The sequence below is a fragment of the Sulfurimonas sp. genome, assembly GCF_041563035.1.
Taxonomy (GTDB): domain Bacteria; phylum Campylobacterota; class Campylobacteria; order Campylobacterales; family Sulfurimonadaceae; genus Sulfurimonas.
The window spans coordinates 1-17332 of the sequence record NZ_JBFFNS010000002.1 but is presented as its reverse complement, the minus strand read 5'-3'; the positions used below and the strand labels follow the sequence as shown (position 1 = coordinate 17332).

The window sequence follows — 17332 nt, the reverse complement described above, 5'->3', positions numbered from 1 at the left end:
GCAAGTGTTAGTAAATCTACCACGCCAATAGTGAGTGAAAGCTAACCTAAGCAAAACCCCTGCAGTGTGAGGGTCAAAATCTTTGATTTTGGGGTACCCCACATGAAGCCGTTTGGTGTGGTTAGCTTTTATGAACGAGCATCTTGATTGACATAGACTCAACCCTTATGATATAATCACACTTAATAAATAATTATATAAATTTTAGGAAAAGTAACAAATGGCTAAATCATTATACGAAACTCTCGAAGTATCAGAAAGTGCTAGTGAGAGCGAGATTAAAAAAGCATATAGAAAATTAGCAAGACAGTATCACCCGGATGTAAATAAAGATAAGGGTGCAGAAGATAAATTTAAAGAGATAAACTCTGCTTATGAAATTCTAAGTGATAAAAAGAAGAAACAACAGTACGATATGCATGGTGACAGTATGTTTGGCGGTCAAAACTTCCACGACTTTTCACGTTCACATGGAGGCGGTCAGGGTGATTTAGATGACATACTTCGTCAAATGTTCTCTGGTGGAGGTGGTTTCGGCGGAGGAGGTGGCTTTGGCGGCTTCGGTGGCGGTGGCAATCCTTTTGGCGGTGGAGGATTTAGTTCTCAACAGCAACAACCAAACTTAGACATAGAAACAAGTGTAACAATTCCATTTAGTGTATCTATCCTTGGTGGTTCGCACTCTGTATCCGTAAACGGTGAGAGATTTGACATCAAGATTCCTGCCGGTGTTAAGAGCGGTGAGAAGATGCGGGTTAAAGGAAAAGGTCATGCCCAGGGTGGAAGAGCAGGTGATCTGTTTTTAAAGATTACTGTTGCACCTAGCCCTGAATATATTAGAGAGGGTGATGATCTTATTAAGACTTTTGATGTTCCTCTCTATGCGGCACTTTTTAGTGAAAAGATTGCAATTAAGACTTTAGAAAAAGAGATAAAGTTAAAAGTTCCACAAAATACTAAAAACGGACAAAGATTTCGTGTGAAAGAGATGGGTGCAATGAACCGCAAGACTAAGGTTCGTGGAAACCTATATCTTGAGGCAAATATTGTTTTACCTAATGTTGATGAGTTAGATGCTGACTTAGTTGAGATGATGAAAGAAAAACTACCTAACGAGTAAAATGGAGACAAAATGATACACCAATACGATGAACCGGTTTATTTGATTAGTATAGTCGCAAAGATTTTGGAAATTCACCCTCAAACTCTTAGACAGTATGAGCGTGAAAATTTAATCTGTCCATCTCGCTCAAACGGTCGTATAAGACTATATTCTCAAAGAGATATAGACAAGATAAAACTTATTCTTAGACTAACTCGTGAACTTGGCGTAAATCTTGCAGGAGTTGATATTATTTTAAGACTTAAGGAAAATGTTGATGATATGGAGAGCGAGATTGCAGAACTTCGTCATCAAGTAGCCCGTGCACAAAATACTCACTCAGTATCTCCGGATAAAGCTTTAGTAACGAAAAAATCTATTTATGAGATGATAATATTTGAATAATGCCCTCAGCTTTAGCGTATGGAATATTTTTCAAAGAAAAATGTTCACGGAAGCTCAAATAAAGATGAGGGTACTACTCTTTTAATCTTTTAACATTCGCTCCAACAGCTTCGAGCTTTTTCTCTAAAGCGTCATAACCACGATCTAAATGATAAATCCTATGTACATCTGTTGTTCCGTTTGCAACAAGTCCAGCTAAAACAAGAGCACTTGAAGCTCTTAAGTCCGTTGCCATAACATCTGTTCCACTCAGTTGTGTTCCACCATTTATAGTTGCAACATTTCCGTTTAAGGAGATGTCAGCTCCCATTCTTTGTAACTCACTAACGTGCATAAATCTATTTTCAAATAGTCTCTCTTCAATGATAGAGGTCCCATTTGCCTGCGTAGCAAGAGCTAAAAATTGAGCTTGCATATCTGTTGGAAATGCCGGATACTCTTGTGTTACAATCTTTACAGGTTTTATAACTTCTGATGGGTGAATTGTAATACTCTCTTTTGTAGTTGTAAATGTACTTCCCATCTCTTCAAGTTTTGCAAGTACAGCACCTAAATGTTTTGGCTCTACATTTGTAAGAGTGAGCTCACATCTACTGATAGCTCCTGCACAAAGATATGTTCCAGCTTCTATACGATCAGGGATAACAGAAAACTCTTCAATATCAATAAGCTTGCCGTTTGTCCCATGTATTGTTAAAACTGCAGTTCCGATACCATCAATCTTTACTCCACTTGCATTAAGAATTTCACAAAGTTGAACTACTTCAGGCTCTCTAGCTGCATTGCTTAATGTTGTACTTCCAGATGCCAGGGCTGCCGCCATTACAATGTTTGCCGTTCCAGTCACTGTTATCTTGTCGAAGTTTATGTCACAACCCTTTAGTCCATCAGGAGCAGTTGCTTGAATATACCCTGCTTCTATATTTATCTTTGCACCCATCTGCTCTAGAGCTTTTAGATGCAAGTCTACAGGTCTTTGACCTATAGCACATCCACCGGGAAGAGATACTTCACAGTGACCAAATCTAGCTAAAATAGGTCCTAATACAAGGATAGAAGCTCTCATTGTTTTTACAATGTCATAGGTCGCTTTTGTCTGCGTAAGAGTTGATGTGTCAACTACAACTCTGTCATCATGAAAGTCGCACTGTGCACCAAGATTAGATAAAAGTTTTAAAAGAGTGTTTATGTCTGCTACGTGAGGCAAATTTTTAATATGAACACTATTGTTCGCAAGGATAGTCATTGCAATTAGTGGAAGGGATGCATTTTTTGCACCAGAGATTTTAATATTTCCATTTAGAGAATTAACTCTTTTTATCTGTAAGTAGTCCATCAGTATCTTTTATAGTTTAATAATGAAATTATATCTGAATATGTTACTTATTCGGCATATAATCTTTTATAAATTTTGTAAACTCATCTTTAGGTATAGGCTTTGAAAAATAGTATCCCTGAAGTTGGTCACAGTCCATGTTTTGAAGTAGTTCTACGTGTTCTAAAGTCTCTACTCCTTCGGCAACAGTATTAAATCCTAGAGAGTGCGCCATAGAAATAATTGTTTGAACTATTGTTTTATCTTCATCATTGTCCATTATATCAATAACAAATGATCTGTCTATTTTTAATGTATTTATAGGAAACTTCTTGAGATAAGCTAACGATGAGTGCCCGGTTCCAAAGTCATCTATGGCAATAGAAACCCCAATCGCTTTCAACTCAGTAAGAATTCTGAGAGTATTTGTCATATTTGTCATAGAGATAGTCTCTGTAATCTCAAACTCAACTTGTGATGGACTAACTTGGTAGCTATGTAACATAGATGAGATAAATGAGACCAAGTTAGGGTCCTGAAACTGTCTGGCGGAAAGATTTATTGCAATTTTTAATCCTACAAGACCTAGTTTATTCCACTCTTGAACTTGGAAAATAGATTCTTCAATAATAATATTTCCAAGTTCAATCATCAGACCTGTACTCTCAGCGATATGTATAAACTGATCTGGAAAGATTAGACCGTTAGTTGGATGTCGCCATCTTGCCAATGCCTCTGCTCCTGATATAAAGTTACTTATGGAGTCTATCTTTGCTTGATAAAATACTTCGATGCCAGTTTTGTTTTTTACAGCTTGAATCAGGTCTTGTTCTAGATGCAACTGCTGATCAATATAGTTACCCATAGATTGTGAGTAGATTCTATAGTTGTTCCTACCATTGTTTTTAGCTTCATACATCGCTGTATCTGCATTTCTAATCAGTTCTTCCGCGTTCTCACCATGTTCAGGATAAATAGAAACACCAATACTTGAAGTAATATAAAGTTGATGATCACCAATGTCGTGCTTACTTTGAAGAGTTTGTTGAATCTTAGAAGCAATATTCTCTGCATCAAAGTTTGATTTAACTGATGGAAGCAGGATAACAAACTCATCTCCTCCAAGTCTTGAGAGTGTGTCAGATTCTCTAATATGTACCTTTAATATCTCTGCTATATGCATTAAGAGATCATCTCCAACACTGTGACCAAGAGTGTCATTGATTAGTTTAAAGTGATCAAGGTCCAAAAACATTACGGCTAGCTTTGTTTTTTCTCTTTTTGAATGTTGAATGGCTTTATACATCCTATCTCTAAGAAGTGTTCTGTTGGCAAGACCGGTTAGAGAGTCATAATAAGCAAGTTTTTCAATGGTCTTTTTATTTTTAATGTCGTTAGTTATATCCATGCTGACAGCAGTTATTCTAATATTGCCGCCCGCTTTTTTACGAACTTTACCTCTTGTTTGCACAAAAATTTCATTTTTACTTTGAAGAGTCATGGAGTATTTTATATTGAACTTTGAACCATACTTTATGGCATCATCAATAGTTTTTATAACATTGTCATAATCATCTTTTGAGATAAAGTTTAAAAAATCCTTCCATTTTATTTGAGTGCCAAATTTTACTCCCAAGATACGGTAAACTTCATCACTTAGCAATAGATTCCCATCAACTACGTTGTATTCCCAACTTCCAACTTTAGCAATTCTTTGAGCCTCTTTCAGATGAGCTTCTTTTTGCAAGATAGTATCACTCAAGTCTTTTGTGTTGTTTATATATTTAGTAAGTTTTTTAACCATGATATTTGCTGATCTGTTGATAGTTCCAATCTCATCGTTTGTTTCAATATTGAAAAGAAAGTTATTTGGTCTGTTTGGGTTAAATTTTTCAAAGGCTGATGCCAATACAGTTAATCTTTTTAATGAGTTATATAAAAAAAAGCCAAGTATTGCTATCGCAAACCCAAATAGTGTAACCCCACCAAGAAACCATTTGTAGAAATTTTCTATGTAAGTTTTATATGATTCATTTGAGTATATTAGAATTATCTTGCCGAGTTTGTTTGAGGTAGCCGGGTCGTAAATAATCTTTGTTGATACAAAGTGACCTGCTTTTTCTAACTCTTCTATTGATTTATTTTTCTTGGAAAAGAGCATAGGTTTCTCAAGGCTTACGGAGTCTATCTTTAAAAGCAGAATTTTCTTATGTTTAAGTTGGTTTGTAGCTATTCTTTTAAGCTCTTTATTTAGTCCATAACTTAGATTCATAGCTATTTCAGGAGATATTTTTTCTTCTATAGAGCTAATGTCTTCTTGTATTAGATAGGTATAGCCTTGAGAAAAAGATTCTTTTGCAATAATTACAATAAAAATGATGAAAATAATAGATGATATAAAAAGCAGAGAAAGAGTTTTGAATGTCAAAGAAGTAAAAGATATTTTCATGCTGGATAACCTAAGTTAAATATGGGATTGTACTCTTTAATAGATAAAGGAATGCTTTTTTGATATACTTTTACAATTACTGAGACAATAGGAAGCACGATGAGTTCAGCTCTTGATAGACTAAAAAATCTAACAAATAAAATATCTTCTTATGAGACAGCAAGAAAAGATAATTTAAAAATATTAAAAAATTTATATAAAAAAATTGAAATTGATAAAAAAGTAGAAAACTTTTCAGATTTGTTTGATTTTAAGGCTATCAATCTCTCTGGAGCTTCTCTTTTGAGTGATAGTCTTGGAGAGATAAAAAAGGGAAAATACCTTCAAATACTTGCAATCAGTTATGATAAAACAGCAGTACAAAAGAGTAAAAATATATCACTTGCCTATTTTGGAAAAGTTGAAAATGTTGAGAGTGCTTTAAAGGATATGGTTGTAGAATTCATTATAAGATACAGGTTTGAGAAAAGTTTTATGACTCTGGAAAACTACTATGACATGATAGGAACTTTTAAAGTAAATGAGTAAGTTCTATTTTTTCTTATGGCTAAGATGGTCTACTAGATTGACACTTGGTAGCATCATATTGGCTTCTATCCTTTCACTCTTCATCACACTTTACATATACATAAGTCAGGGAATGGCAGCTTTAAGCAGCGAAGTGACAAGTGCACTTATGGATGTATTTGTGTTTTGGTTTCCAATCATCTGGAGTTTTACACTACTCTTAGCTCTTTTTCGTGGTTTAAAATATATTTTTAATGTTTGCATAGCCGGATATAAACTTCATCTTTACTCTTGTAATGGTAAAGAACTCTTGGAAGAAGTTGGCTATGGAGATCTAGTCAAAGTTTGGAGAAAGTGGTTTATGCTCATCATCTGGTTAGTCGGATCTTTTATGGTTCTATCTCTTATCTTCACATATATGTTTACCTCTTATAGCGGAGTCTTTGAGTGGTTTAATATTTACTGGCTATTCGCTTTTTTATTAGTAAGTGGTTACTTCTCATTTATGTTGATGACTACTAGATGCAAGAGAGTTAAAGTAGTGAAATGCTGATTTTTTTAGATGTTGAGACTACAGGTTTAGAAGAAATAGACAAGGTTTGCTCTGTTGGTATTATCGCTATAGAAGATGAAAATACTACAACTATATATGAGTTGGTAAATGAAGGTAAGAAAATCCTGCCTCAAGCATCTTGCATAAACCATATAACAAATGAGATGCTAAAAGGTCAGCTGAAATTTCAAGATAGCGAAGCATATAAATTTCTTGTAAAAAATAACAATGAAAATACTACTCTTGTAGGGCATAACATAAAGTTTGATCTCTCAATGTTAGAGAAATCAGGTTTTAGTTTTAAAGGTGAAGTGATTGATACGCTGAGAGTTACTAAGCATCTAGTCCCTGAGTGTGAACAATTTTCTCTGCAGTTTTTAAGATATGAGTTAAAACTCTATAGAAAAGAAAAAGAAGAACTTCAGGCTCATAATGCATTAAGTGACGCAACAATCGTAAAAAACCTTTATGAGTATCTTTTAGAAATGGCTCCAAAAGATAAACTTTCAGAACTTAGTTTCAAAAAAGTGCTCCTTACTAAGTTTGAGTTTGGAAAGCATAAAGGTAGTTATATAGAAGAAATCAGTATGATTGATAGAGGATATTTGGAGTGGATGCTTGGAAATATCCTGGATTTAGATGAAGATTTGCGCTATAGTATCGAATATTATTTAGAGGGAGTCTCATGAAGATAGCAGTTGAGTGTAAATCACCACTATTACAAAAATCATTAGAGATTTTTTTATCATCGCATCTAAGCTCTTTGAAGCAGTGTGATATTGTCGTTCGTGACTTTAAAGCTCTAAATGATGAGAGAACTTTCTACATTTCAAAAGACATCGACTCAGACTTGGTTAAACCTTTTTCAAAGTCAGCGCTTATCTTGGCACTTGAAAAAAGACACAAGAGAGTTTCTCCTAAAGCTGAAGAAATAGTGGAATCTTTTGATAATGAGACAGCTGACTTTAGCATCTTAGAGAAGAGAATAGATATTCTTACTCAAGAGTATAAAGAAAATATTTTAAAGGCAGTTAGAGCGTTTTATGAAAAATAGTGATAAAAATAGACAATTAACTAAAAAAATAATATCCGGAAAATTTAAAAACAAAGTTTTAAAACTCCCATCAAAAACAACTACGCGTTCATCTAAGTCAATAGTTTTAGAGTCTTTTTTCAACACTATTCAGTTTGATATCATAGATGCTACTTTTGTTGAGGTCTTCTCAGGAAGCGGTTCTATAGGTCTTGAAGCATTAAGCCGCGGAGCTAAGAACATACTTTTTATGGAACAAGACAGAGATGCAATAAAAGTACTAAAAGAAAACATCTCTATAACTGACCCGTCTGCATGTGAAGTATTTAGTGGAGACAGTTTTTCAAATATCAATGCGGTCATATCAACTCTAAAGAGAAATAACCAAAGAGCATACTTTTACATCGACCCTCCATTTAGCATCAGAGAAGGTATGGAAGATATCTACGACAAGATGATAGAGATGATAGCTTCTATCCCTCCAGAGCTTACAGAACTCATAATCATCGAGCATATGACAGGTCTGGAAATACCTGAGACTATAGGTGCATTCACAAAGAAAAAATCTAAAAAATTTGGGAATACTACATTAACCTATTTTGAAGAAATTGTGGAATAGTAGTTGCTGAGTAATAGCTAGTTAAAGGACTAGCTATGAAAACAATTATTTTACTCTTACTTACTCTTACTTCTATTTACGCTACAAAAATCAATGATGTCGCAAACATCGTCGGTGTTCGTGAGAATCAGATTATTGGTTATTCACTTGTGGTTGGTCTTAAAAAAACTGGTGATGGAACTACTTCAAAATTTACACTTCAATCAATCTCAAACATGTTAAAAGCCATGAATATAGATATGAATCCAATCGATATCAAATCAAAAAATGTTGCAGCAGTTGTTGTAACAGCAAACCTTCAGCCATTTGCCAGACAAGGTGATAAGTTTGATATTACGGTTTCATCTATTGGAGATGCTAAATCGCTTGAGGGCGGAACACTTCTTATGACACCTCTAAAAGGGGTTGATGGTAAGATATATGCACTTGCTCAGGGTCATATTAGTATCGGTGGTAAAAACTCTAGAGGTGCAGGAAGTGAATCTCATCCTACTGTAGGTATTGTTTTTGATGGTGGCTTTGTAGAGCGTGAGATAAGTATAGATCTTTACAATCAAGAGTACGCGACACTATCACTAAAAGAGTCAAACTTCAAAAACAGTGTTTCTATTCAAAAAGCAGTTAACAGTTTTTATAACACTCAAGTTGCAGTTGCCATGGACCCAAGAACTATACGTCTCAAACGTCCACAGAACAGAAGCATGATAGAATTTTTAGCTGAGGTTCAAGATATAGATATGAACTATAGACCTAAAAATAAAATCATCATCAATGAGAGAACGGGAACTATAATTGCTGGAGTAAATATAGAAGTTAAACCAATAGTTTTGACTCATGGAGACATAACGATAAAGATACTGTCTCAAGATTCTCCATCTCAACCTGAAGGTTCGATGACGGTAGACAAAGATTTGGTGATAGGACTAAATCAGAATGAGCTTTATACTACAAAGGGAACTACGACCGTGGCTAACATAGTCCGTTCTCTTCAAAAACTTGGGGCTTCTCCTAAAGATATTATATCTATATTAGAAGCCATGAAAAGTGCCGGTAGTATTTCAGCCGAGCTAAAAGTAATATAGTTTTCTTGTCGATAGACAAAGCTTTAGTGAGTGAATAAAATCTGGACTTGTTCAGCTTTTATGAGAAATAATAAAAGGAGACATTATGTACGGTTCTAACTCTATTAATATGCAAGCTCAAATGATGTCACAGAATCAAAGTGTTCCAAAAATTGATTCAAATTCAAATGAAGCTAAACTTAGAGAACAGACAGATGCTTTTGAATCTGTAATACTTAAGATGCTTATGGATAATGCTATGAAAGATGAGAAAAATCTTTTCTCACAGCAGAATGATCCTGGAGATAAAATATACAAATCAATGTATAGAGAGGAACTTGCAAAAGCGAGTGCAGGAGGCTTTGGATTTTCTCAGATGCTTTTTGATTATCTAAGTCAAAAAAGTTGAAGTTTTTTCTTTAATTGTCGATATAGCTGTATAATAAAAAGTCTATAGAGACAATCAAAGGATAAGTTATGATTTCGCAAGTAAATAGTTCTGCGGTTCGTGGTGCTTATGCTAGTAACTTTGGAGAATCCAAAGAAGCTGGTAAGGCCTCAACGAATGTTACAAAACAAGGTGATACAAGCAAGGTAGAGCGGATAAAAGAAGCTCTTGAATCTGGCGAGTATAAAATTAACCTAGAAGCTCTTTCGCAAAAGATTGCTGAAGAATTGTTGTAGGTTTAAATACAAGATAGGGGTTAAAGATGTTGTCTCATCATTTACAGGGTGCCTTAAGTGACTTAAGGGATTTAATAAAAATTACTGAGTCTGATATAGCAGATATTAAAGAAGCTAAAAATGATCCGCAATTTGATAGATTATCACTAAAAGAAGAGAAGCTTAAAAGTTTTGAAGCTAAGAAAGCTATGATTGATCATGAAATATCATCTTTAATGACTCAAAATCCTGATATGGATTTACCAGAACTCCTTAGTAAAGAACAGCATCTACAATTGGACGATTTAAAAGTAGAACTAAGCAACCTCAGAGATGTAAATAAACACTATGCAAGACTTGTCCTGATAGTTAGTAACCTTTACAATACTTTTTTAGAAAGAGTTGTACCTACAGAGATGCAAGGTTATGACAAAGTTGCTTCTAAAAACCCATCTATCTTGGAAGTGAGAGTGTAACATGGCTTCTATATTTAATGCACTTCATATTGGTTACTCAGGGCTTAATGTAGCTCAAAATGGTATCAGTACGACAGGTCATAATATTTCAAATGCTGAAACTGAAGGATACACTAGACAGAGAGTGGTTTCTGCTGCAGCTACTCCTCTTTTAACAGGACCTGGTAACGTTGGAAACGGTTCTCAGGTTCAAGATATTAAAAGAGTATTTGATAATTTTGTTTTTGACAGATATAACAGTGTTTCAGAAGATAAAGCATATAGCGATTTTGAGAGAAAAACATTAGAAACACTTTCAACATATTTTCCTGAAATCGATGGGGTAGGTATCAAAGCTGATTTGACTGAGTACTATAATATGTGGCAGACTTTCGCAGATAATCCAGATAATGACGCAATAAAATTGGCCTTAGCTACACAAACTAATACACTTTCAGAGCATATAGCTTATACACAAGATCAAGTAAAAAGTCTACAGTCTCAGCTAAATGAGCAACTTTCTGTTAATGTAAATGAAGTAAACAGTCTCGCAGCACAGTTAGCAGACTTAAATAACTCAATTGAGATTGCAGAAGCAGGAAGAACATATACTGCAAATGATTTAAGAGATAAAAGGAATGTAATTGAACGTACTTTATCTAAGCTTATTGGAGCTGAAGTAAATGCAGGGCAATTAGAGTCAAATATGCAAATAGATGATTCATCAAATACTAAAACAGGCAGTTACTCAGTTAATGTAAATGGTTTTAATATAGTTGACGGCAGTACATTTCACCCTCTTCATTTATCTAATGAGGATAACGAAAACGGATTTTATGATCTTTCATTTGAGAGACAAGATGGTGTACTGATTCCAATCTCTGATAAGCTCAGTGGTGGTGTAATCGGATCTATTTTAAATCTTCGCGGGTCTTCACTAGATTCTACAAGCGGGATGCCAACTGATGGTGTAATTCAAAATGTTATATCTCAACTTGATGCTTTTGCTAAAGGTCTAATAGAATCAACTAATAATGTTTATGCGAGAACTACTACAACAAAAATGGAATCAAATACCTTAGATTTGAACCCTACAAACTCTATTGTAAATTCATCATTAAATGTGAATGAGGGAGAGTTTGATTTAATAGTTTATGATGTTGATGGCAATATTACTGCAAGAAGAACTATTACCGTAAATGCAGCGACTGTTATGACAGGTGTAGCAGGATCAAATTCTATTCAAGGTCAAATTGAAGCACAAATTGATGATAATAATGATGGAAATGCTAATAATGATATAGATGATTTTCTGCAGTTTAACTGGGCTACATATGCCAGTGGAGATAATGCACTTGAAATAGATATGGATCCACTTTCCAAATCAAGAGGTTTTACTTTTTCTATGCAAGATGTGTTAAAAGATTCTACATATGAATCTGGAACTAACTTTGCCGGTGCCCTTGGTTTAAATAGATATCTTGATGGAGATAGTGCTCAGAGTATGAAGTTAAATTATACGCTAAGTAATAATCCAACTCTTATCTCAGCTGGTTCAACACCTTCAGCAGGTGATAATGTTGTAGCACTAAGTATGGTTCAGCATCAATATGAAAAGTTTGATTTTTATGTTGGAGGACAGTCATACAATACTACTACATATGCTATGTTTGATATTATTGCCACTGAAGTTGGTTCTCAAACAAATGCCGCAATCTTAAGAAATGAAACTATTACTACGCAGTTTAACGCAACTCAATTAGAATATGATTCAGTTTCAAAAGTGAGTATAGATGAAGAGATGACAAATCTGATTAAGTATCAAACGTCATATGGTGCTGCAGCAAAAGTAATAACTACTATTGATCAGATGATGGATACACTTCTTGGAATAAAACAGTAGAACAGATGCCAAAATTCAGTATAGCTGTTTTAGTCTCTGTTTTTATCTTCTCTTTCTTTGGCTCTTTTTTTTATGGGGTTGACGCATATAAGTTAGACAGTTCCTCAATTTTACTGCCTCCATCATTAGATAATTTTCTAGGAACAGATAGACTCGGAAGAGATATTTTAGCCAGACTTATCGAAGGTGGGAAAATATCTCTAATAATCGGTGTTGGAAGTGCTTTTATAGCATCTGTTATAGGACTGATCTTGGGTTCAATGGCTGGATACTTCAGGGGTAATGTTGATAAAGCATTTGTTATTATGGTTGATCTATTTTTAACATTTCCAACTTTCTTTTTGCTTTTAGCACTTGTTAGTTATGTAAATGCTTCAGCATGGGTTTTAATAGTAATCATATCTATAACGGGTTGGATGACAACAGCAAGATTGATTCGTTCGGAGAGTTTTAGAGTCACTTCACAGCCCTTTATAAAAATCTTAAACATTGCAAAAGTAAGTAAAGCAAAAATACTCTTTAAATACTATGCACCAATTTTAGCACCCATATACTTTGTAAGTTTTACTTTTGGTGTTGGTGGTGCTATACTTGCAGAATCTGGACTAAGTTTTTTAGGGCTTGGTATTGTTGCACCGCAAATGAGTTGGGGTACAATATTAAGCGGGGGAAAAGAAGTTATAGAAATTGCTTGGTGGGTTAGTTTCTTTCCTGGTCTGATGATATTTTTGGTTACATTTTCTCTTATTAATATATCAAATTATCTACAGCAATTAACAAATCAAAAACAGATCCAAAACTAAAAGGCTACCAGATGCAAGATAGAAATATAGGGTACTTTTTTATTGTTTGTGCGAGTGTTATTATTGTCTTGGCAGGGCTAAAGAGTGCAGCTTCAATAGTAATACCTTTCTTACTTGCGCTTTTCATAGCAATTATACTTTCTCCATCATATAACTATTTCAATAAAAAAGGTATACCTAATGGTTTGTCCTTAGCTATTGTTATAACTATTTTTGTGATTTTTTTAGTGTTTGTGGCAAGGCTTATTGGGACATCGGCTCAAGAATTTAGTTCAAACATAGGTATTTATGAACAACAGCTATCTGGCAGTTTTCATAAAATAACTGAGATGGCAATTAGTCTTGGAATAGAAGTACCTGAAGATGAAATAACTAGCATAATAAATCCTAAGCAGATTATGCAGCTATCTAGTGGGATAGTTCAAGGTATAGGCTCAATGTTTACGAATGGATTTGTAATATTACTTAGTGTAATATTTATGCTTTTAGAATCAGAACATTTTACAAGTAAGATAACATATGCAACAAATGATAATGGCGTTATTCATAATATAAAAGAGATACTTAGTAAAATAAAAAGATATATGGTTTTAAAAGCTCTAATATCACTCTTTACCGGTTTTGTTATATGGATATCTTTATTAGCTGTAGGTACTGACTATGCTTTTCTTTGGGCAGTTTTAGCCTTCATGTTGAATTTTATCCCAAATATTGGATCAATTATCGCAGCAGTTCCGGCTGTGCTTTTAACACTGATTCAACTAGGTTCAGTAAGTGCGCTAATCGTAGCTTCTATATATGTCGGTGTAAATATAATAATAGGATCAGTGTTAGAGCCAAAAATCATGGGTAGAGGACTTGGACTATCTACTTTAGTAGTATTCTTGTCATTACTATTTTGGGGATGGTTGCTAGGAATAGTAGGTATGTTACTTTCTATTCCTCTAACAATGATGGCTAAAATCGTTCTGGATGCAAATGAAAATACAAGATGGATAGCTGTACTCTTAGGTACAGGGGAGAATCTTAATAGTGCAGATGCTAAGTAAAATAAAAGAGCAATAAAGATATACTTGCCCTTTAAAATTCTTCAAGGTTTATGATGTCAAATAATAATATTAAAATTAATAAATGTCTTTTTCCGGCAGCTGGTTACGGTACAAGATTCTTACCGGCTACAAAAGCAATTCCAAAAGAGATGTTGCCAGTACTAACTAAACCACTACTTCAATACGGTGTGGAAGAAGCTGTAGAAGCAGGTATGGATACTATGGCAATTGTTACAGGAAGAGGTAAAAGAGCTATTGAAGATCACTTTGACAGATCTTACGAACTTGAACATCAAATTGACGGTACATCAAAAGAGAGCTTGATGAGTGAGATTAGAGCTATAGTAAATAACTATACGTTCAGTTACACGAGACAAGTTGAGATGAAAGGTTTAGGTCATGCAATCCTTACGGGGAAAACACTAATAGGCAATGAACCTTTTGCCGTTATACTTGCGGATGACTTGTGTGATAATGATGGAGAATCAGTACTATCTCAAATGACTAAACTATATGAAAAATATCCTGATTCTTGTATTGTTGCAATTGAAGAGATTCCCAAAGAACATACAAATAAATATGGTGTAATATCTGGTGTTGAAATAGAAGATAATCTTTTTAAAGTAGATAATATGGTAGAAAAACCAGAACCTAAAGATGCACCTTCTAATTTGGCTATCATAGGTAGATATATTTTAATTCCTGAAATCTTTGACATTATAAAAACTACTGAGCCTGGTAAAGGTGGAGAGATCCAAATAACAGATGCCCTTATGACTTTAGCAAAACAAGGAAAAGTTTTAGCATACAAGTTTAAAGGAAAAAGATTTGATTGTGGTAGTGTAGATGGTTTTGTAGAAGCGACAAATTACTTTTACAACAAACAGAAATAAAAACGGATAATTTTATGATATTAATGATTGATAACTATGACAGTTTTACTTACAATATTGTCCAGTATTGTAGAGAGTTGGGAGCTGATCTTAAGATAATTAGAAATGATGAAATGAGTGTGAGTGAGATTGAAAAGTTAGCCCCTGAGAAAATTATTATTTCTCCTGGTCCAGCATCTCCAGATGAAGCCGGTGTTACTTTAGAGGTTATAGACTATTTTAAAGATAAGTTACCAATTTTAGGAATTTGCTTAGGTCATCAGAGTATCGCCCAAGTATTTGGGGCAGATGTAGTTCGTGCAAAAAATATGATGCATGGTAAAACATCTACCATGAAAAGAGTAAGTGAGTGTGAAATATTTAAAGATCTCCCACAAGAATTCATAGCTACAAGATACCATTCACTGATAGTAGATAAAGAATCTCTCCCTAAGGATGTTGAACCAACAGCATTTAGTACAGACGATAATGAAATTATGGCTATTAAGATAAAAGATAGAGATATTTATGGAGTTCAATTTCATCCGGAGTCAATCATGAGTGAGTATGGACATGAAATTATTGGAAATTTTTTAAAATTATGAGTCATAGAGTCATCTTTTTCTTAATCTTAGGAATAGATGCCTTCATACTTTTATTTCAAACATCTTCACTTTCAATCTCTCATGCCGAATCAATGATTCTTTATGGGGATCTTTCTTTTTTACAGCTAATTATAAGAACATCAATATATTTTTTCGGTTCTAATGATTTTGCATTAAGACTTCCAATGATTATATTTCATCTATTGAGTGCAACATTACTATATAAAATATCTAAAAGGTATCTTCCAAATAGAAAAAATAGATTATGGCTTCTTCTCGTATTTGTACTTTTACCTGGTGTAATCAGCTCTGCAATCATAGTAGAGAGTGCAGGACTTGTAATATTTGGGTTGCTATTTTTTGTATATGTATATGAAAATTTTTCTAGAAAGTACATATATTTGATTCTTAGCATTTATGTATTGATAGGTGGAGAATTCGTATATCTGTTTTTGGCACTATCAATATTTTCTATATATACTAAACAACGAACTTTTTTTATATTTAATATGTTTGCTTTTTTTACATCTTTGTTATTGTATGGAGTAGATACTACAGGGTTGCCTCAGGGGCACTTTTTAGATACTATAGCTGTCTATACCGCAATTTTTACTCCGATTATATTTATATATATCTTCTACATATTATATAGAAGATATTTAACTAAACAAATTGATATTTTATGGTTTATTGCATCTGTCGCATTTGTATTCTCGTTACTTCTATCCTTCAGACAGAGAATAGAATTAGAAGATTTTGCACCATACTTAATCTTGGCTCTTCCTCTGGCAGCACAAACCTTCTATCATTCATATAGAGTTAGGTTGAAAATGTTCAGGACTAAGTACAGAGTTGCATTTGTCATATCGCTTGTATTGCTTGTGTTAAATTCTCTAGTTGTATTTTTCAATAAAGAGATATATGTTTTTATAGATAAACCCAAAAATCACTTCGCATACAATATGCATGTTGCTAAAGAACTGGCAAATGAATTAAAAAGTAGAGGTATAGAGTGTATTGATACTGATTACAAAATGGCTAGTAGGTTAAAGTTTTATGGTGTAACAAATTGCAACACTTACATCCTTACTGAAAAAAATCTAAAATACCAAAACAGAGAAAGTGTAACAATTAGTTACAAAAATAGAGCTGTTTACAAAGCAATTGTTACTAAAGTAAACACTAATTAAATCTATTGAGTTCTGACTCTTAACATATGAGATTAATTTAATAACATGTGATAAAATTGCTCTCAAATAATAAAACAGGGAGTTGCAAATGGCTCAAAAAGCGATTAGAGAATATGATGCAAAGTCGATTTTAGCAAAACATTGGGATAAGTATTTTCCAGACTTTACTTATGCTTATGAAACTGTAATGGTTCAAAATGGATCAGAATTAAAGAAAGCTTCAAAAGATAAAGCTTGGTTAAAAGAGAAAACCTTAGTTGCTAAACCGGATATGCTATTTGGAAAAAGAGGTAAGAATGATTTAGTACTTTTTAGAGATGCTAAACCAGGTGATGTTTCTTTAGCTAAAGCTGTATCTTGGATTGATGAGAAATCATCAACCGAACAATCAGTATACTTTTCATTTGATGGAGATACTCCTACAGGTGAAGCAAAAGTTGATATGTTGACTCACTTTGTTGTTGAGCCATTCACTCCACATAAACAAGAGGAAGAGTACTACATTTCTGCAACAGTAGTTGGTGATTATGATATGCTTTATATGTCTGCTGAAGGTGGAATGGAAGTAGAAGAAGGTTGGGATGAAAAAGTTACTGAAGTAGCATTTGCAATCACTGATACAGAAGAAGAAATAGCTAAGAAAATAAAAGCTAATATTCCTGCTGATGTTGCAAAAGCTGATAAAGCTGCATTTGCTGAATTCGCAATCGGTTTTTTCAAAGCATATAGAGAGTTAAACTTTGCATAT

General features: G+C 33.9%; 19 protein-coding genes and 1 pseudogene. 18 read left to right on the top strand and 2 right to left on the bottom strand.

From position 1 onward, the window contains the following. Nucleotides 1-220 precede the first annotated feature (220 nt). Nucleotides 221-1120 (top strand): DnaJ C-terminal domain-containing protein, encoded by a 900-nt coding sequence (locus tag ABZC13_RS02395; protein WP_372999504.1) that lies wholly within the window; start codon nucleotides 221-223, stop codon nucleotides 1118-1120. Between the two features lie 12 nt (nucleotides 1121-1132). After that, nucleotides 1133-1507, top strand: coding sequence for a heat shock protein transcriptional repressor HspR (locus ABZC13_RS02390; RefSeq protein WP_372999501.1), 375 nt, complete (start codon nucleotides 1133-1135; stop codon nucleotides 1505-1507). A 73-nt stretch (nucleotides 1508-1580) separates the two neighbouring features. Here the strand turns inward: ABZC13_RS02390 and murA are convergent, their stop codons facing one another. Beyond that, nucleotides 1581-2843, bottom strand: a complete 1263-nt coding sequence (murA, locus tag ABZC13_RS02385; RefSeq protein ID WP_372999499.1) for a UDP-N-acetylglucosamine 1-carboxyvinyltransferase — start codon at nucleotides 2841-2843, stop codon at nucleotides 1581-1583. A gap of 43 nt (nucleotides 2844-2886) precedes the next feature. Then, the gene (locus ABZC13_RS02380; RefSeq protein WP_372999496.1) at nucleotides 2887-5271 is read right to left on the bottom strand and encodes an EAL domain-containing protein; all 2385 of its coding nucleotides are present in this window, start codon (nucleotides 5269-5271) and stop codon (nucleotides 2887-2889) included. 99 nt (nucleotides 5272-5370) lie between these two features. Between ABZC13_RS02380 and ABZC13_RS02375 the strand changes: the two genes are divergently transcribed. From ABZC13_RS02375 to ABZC13_RS02300, 16 genes and pseudogenes are all read left to right on the top strand, one after another. After that, the gene (locus ABZC13_RS02375; RefSeq protein ID WP_372999493.1) at nucleotides 5371-5799 is read left to right on the top strand and encodes a hypothetical protein; all 429 of its coding nucleotides are present in this window, start codon (nucleotides 5371-5373) and stop codon (nucleotides 5797-5799) included. After that, nucleotides 5792-6331 (top strand): hypothetical protein, encoded by a 540-nt coding sequence (locus ABZC13_RS02370; protein WP_372999490.1) that lies wholly within the window; start codon nucleotides 5792-5794, stop codon nucleotides 6329-6331. The genes ABZC13_RS02375 and ABZC13_RS02370 overlap by 8 nt, the downstream gene beginning before the upstream one ends. Beyond that, nucleotides 6325-7020 carry an exonuclease domain-containing protein gene (locus ABZC13_RS02365; RefSeq protein WP_372999487.1) on the top strand — a complete coding sequence of 232 codons (696 nt, stop codon included), beginning with the start codon at nucleotides 6325-6327 and terminating at the stop codon, nucleotides 7018-7020. The genes ABZC13_RS02370 and ABZC13_RS02365 overlap by 7 nt, the downstream gene beginning before the upstream one ends. After that, nucleotides 7017-7385 (top strand): hypothetical protein, encoded by a 369-nt coding sequence (locus tag ABZC13_RS02360; RefSeq protein ID WP_372999484.1) that lies wholly within the window; start codon nucleotides 7017-7019, stop codon nucleotides 7383-7385. Before ABZC13_RS02365 ends, ABZC13_RS02360 begins: the two co-directional genes overlap by 4 nt. Beyond that, entirely contained in the window at nucleotides 7375-7983 is a 609-nt protein-coding gene (rsmD, locus tag ABZC13_RS02355; protein ID WP_372999481.1) for a 16S rRNA (guanine(966)-N(2))-methyltransferase RsmD, read from the top strand. The genes ABZC13_RS02360 and rsmD overlap by 11 nt, the downstream gene beginning before the upstream one ends. Before the next feature lie 35 nt (nucleotides 7984-8018). Next, the gene (locus ABZC13_RS02350; RefSeq protein ID WP_372999478.1) at nucleotides 8019-9065 is read left to right on the top strand and encodes a flagellar basal body P-ring protein FlgI; all 1047 of its coding nucleotides are present in this window, start codon (nucleotides 8019-8021) and stop codon (nucleotides 9063-9065) included. An 85-nt stretch (nucleotides 9066-9150) separates the two neighbouring features. Then, on the top strand, nucleotides 9151-9453 hold the full coding sequence (locus ABZC13_RS02345) for a rod-binding protein (protein ID WP_372999475.1): 303 nt from the start codon (nucleotides 9151-9153) through the stop codon (nucleotides 9451-9453). Between the two features lie 68 nt (nucleotides 9454-9521). After that, a complete protein-coding gene (locus tag ABZC13_RS02340) occupies nucleotides 9522-9728 on the top strand; it encodes a flagellar biosynthesis anti-sigma factor FlgM (protein ID WP_372999472.1) in 207 nt (68 codons plus the stop codon). Nucleotides 9729-9754: 26 nt separating this feature from the next. Then, a complete protein-coding gene (locus tag ABZC13_RS02335) occupies nucleotides 9755-10183 on the top strand; it encodes a hypothetical protein (protein ID WP_372999469.1) in 429 nt (142 codons plus the stop codon). Between the two features lies 1 nt (nucleotide 10184). Next, complete coding sequence (gene flgK, locus ABZC13_RS02330) at nucleotides 10185-12065, top strand: flagellar hook-associated protein FlgK (RefSeq protein WP_372999466.1); 1881 nt, start codon at nucleotides 10185-10187, stop codon at nucleotides 12063-12065. A 5-nt stretch (nucleotides 12066-12070) separates the two neighbouring features. Beyond that, nucleotides 12071-12868: an ABC transporter permease gene (locus ABZC13_RS02325; protein WP_372999463.1), complete on the top strand. Its 798-nt coding sequence runs from the start codon at nucleotides 12071-12073 to the stop codon at nucleotides 12866-12868. Nucleotides 12869-12879: 11 nt separating this feature from the next. Beyond that, nucleotides 12880-13917: an AI-2E family transporter gene (locus ABZC13_RS02320; protein ID WP_372999460.1), complete on the top strand. Its 1038-nt coding sequence runs from the start codon at nucleotides 12880-12882 to the stop codon at nucleotides 13915-13917. Between the two features lie 53 nt (nucleotides 13918-13970). Further along, nucleotides 13971-14810, top strand: coding sequence for a UTP--glucose-1-phosphate uridylyltransferase GalU (gene galU, locus ABZC13_RS02315; RefSeq protein WP_372999457.1), 840 nt, complete (start codon nucleotides 13971-13973; stop codon nucleotides 14808-14810). A 14-nt stretch (nucleotides 14811-14824) separates the two neighbouring features. Next, nucleotides 14825-15394, top strand: coding sequence for an aminodeoxychorismate/anthranilate synthase component II (locus tag ABZC13_RS02310; RefSeq protein WP_372999453.1), 570 nt, complete (start codon nucleotides 14825-14827; stop codon nucleotides 15392-15394). Continuing rightward, the gene (locus ABZC13_RS02305; RefSeq protein WP_372999449.1) at nucleotides 15391-16584 is read left to right on the top strand and encodes a hypothetical protein; all 1194 of its coding nucleotides are present in this window, start codon (nucleotides 15391-15393) and stop codon (nucleotides 16582-16584) included. Before ABZC13_RS02310 ends, ABZC13_RS02305 begins: the two co-directional genes overlap by 4 nt. An 88-nt stretch (nucleotides 16585-16672) precedes the next feature. Beyond that, nucleotides 16673-17332: pseudogene (locus ABZC13_RS02300) on the top strand (ATPase); the annotation flags it as partial.

Excerpts from the sequence above, each read along its gene's own strand:
- ABZC13_RS02395 (WP_372999504.1), top strand. The coding sequence starts at position 221 with ATGGCTAAATCATTATACGAAACTCTCGAAGTATCAGAAAGTGCTAGT.
- ABZC13_RS02390 (WP_372999501.1), top strand. The coding sequence starts at position 1,133 with ATGATACACCAATACGATGAACCGGTTTATTTGATTAGTATAGTCGCA.
- murA (WP_372999499.1), bottom strand. The coding sequence starts at position 2,843 with ATGGACTACTTACAGATAAAAAGAGTTAATTCTCTAAATGGAAATATT.
- ABZC13_RS02380 (WP_372999496.1), bottom strand. The coding sequence starts at position 5,271 with ATGAAAATATCTTTTACTTCTTTGACATTCAAAACTCTTTCTCTGCTT.
- ABZC13_RS02375 (WP_372999493.1), top strand. The coding sequence starts at position 5,371 with ATGAGTTCAGCTCTTGATAGACTAAAAAATCTAACAAATAAAATATCT.
- ABZC13_RS02370 (WP_372999490.1), top strand. The coding sequence starts at position 5,792 with ATGAGTAAGTTCTATTTTTTCTTATGGCTAAGATGGTCTACTAGATTG.
- ABZC13_RS02365 (WP_372999487.1), top strand. The coding sequence starts at position 6,325 with ATGCTGATTTTTTTAGATGTTGAGACTACAGGTTTAGAAGAAATAGAC.
- ABZC13_RS02360 (WP_372999484.1), top strand. The coding sequence starts at position 7,017 with ATGAAGATAGCAGTTGAGTGTAAATCACCACTATTACAAAAATCATTA.
- rsmD (WP_372999481.1), top strand. The coding sequence starts at position 7,375 with ATGAAAAATAGTGATAAAAATAGACAATTAACTAAAAAAATAATATCC.
- ABZC13_RS02350 (WP_372999478.1), top strand. The coding sequence starts at position 8,019 with ATGAAAACAATTATTTTACTCTTACTTACTCTTACTTCTATTTACGCT.
- ABZC13_RS02345 (WP_372999475.1), top strand. The coding sequence starts at position 9,151 with ATGTACGGTTCTAACTCTATTAATATGCAAGCTCAAATGATGTCACAG.
- ABZC13_RS02340 (WP_372999472.1), top strand. The coding sequence starts at position 9,522 with ATGATTTCGCAAGTAAATAGTTCTGCGGTTCGTGGTGCTTATGCTAGT.
- ABZC13_RS02335 (WP_372999469.1), top strand. The coding sequence starts at position 9,755 with ATGTTGTCTCATCATTTACAGGGTGCCTTAAGTGACTTAAGGGATTTA.
- flgK (WP_372999466.1), top strand. The coding sequence starts at position 10,185 with ATGGCTTCTATATTTAATGCACTTCATATTGGTTACTCAGGGCTTAAT.
- ABZC13_RS02325 (WP_372999463.1), top strand. The coding sequence starts at position 12,071 with ATGCCAAAATTCAGTATAGCTGTTTTAGTCTCTGTTTTTATCTTCTCT.
- ABZC13_RS02320 (WP_372999460.1), top strand. The coding sequence starts at position 12,880 with ATGCAAGATAGAAATATAGGGTACTTTTTTATTGTTTGTGCGAGTGTT.
- galU (WP_372999457.1), top strand. The coding sequence starts at position 13,971 with ATGTCAAATAATAATATTAAAATTAATAAATGTCTTTTTCCGGCAGCT.
- ABZC13_RS02310 (WP_372999453.1), top strand. The coding sequence starts at position 14,825 with ATGATATTAATGATTGATAACTATGACAGTTTTACTTACAATATTGTC.
- ABZC13_RS02305 (WP_372999449.1), top strand. The coding sequence starts at position 15,391 with ATGAGTCATAGAGTCATCTTTTTCTTAATCTTAGGAATAGATGCCTTC.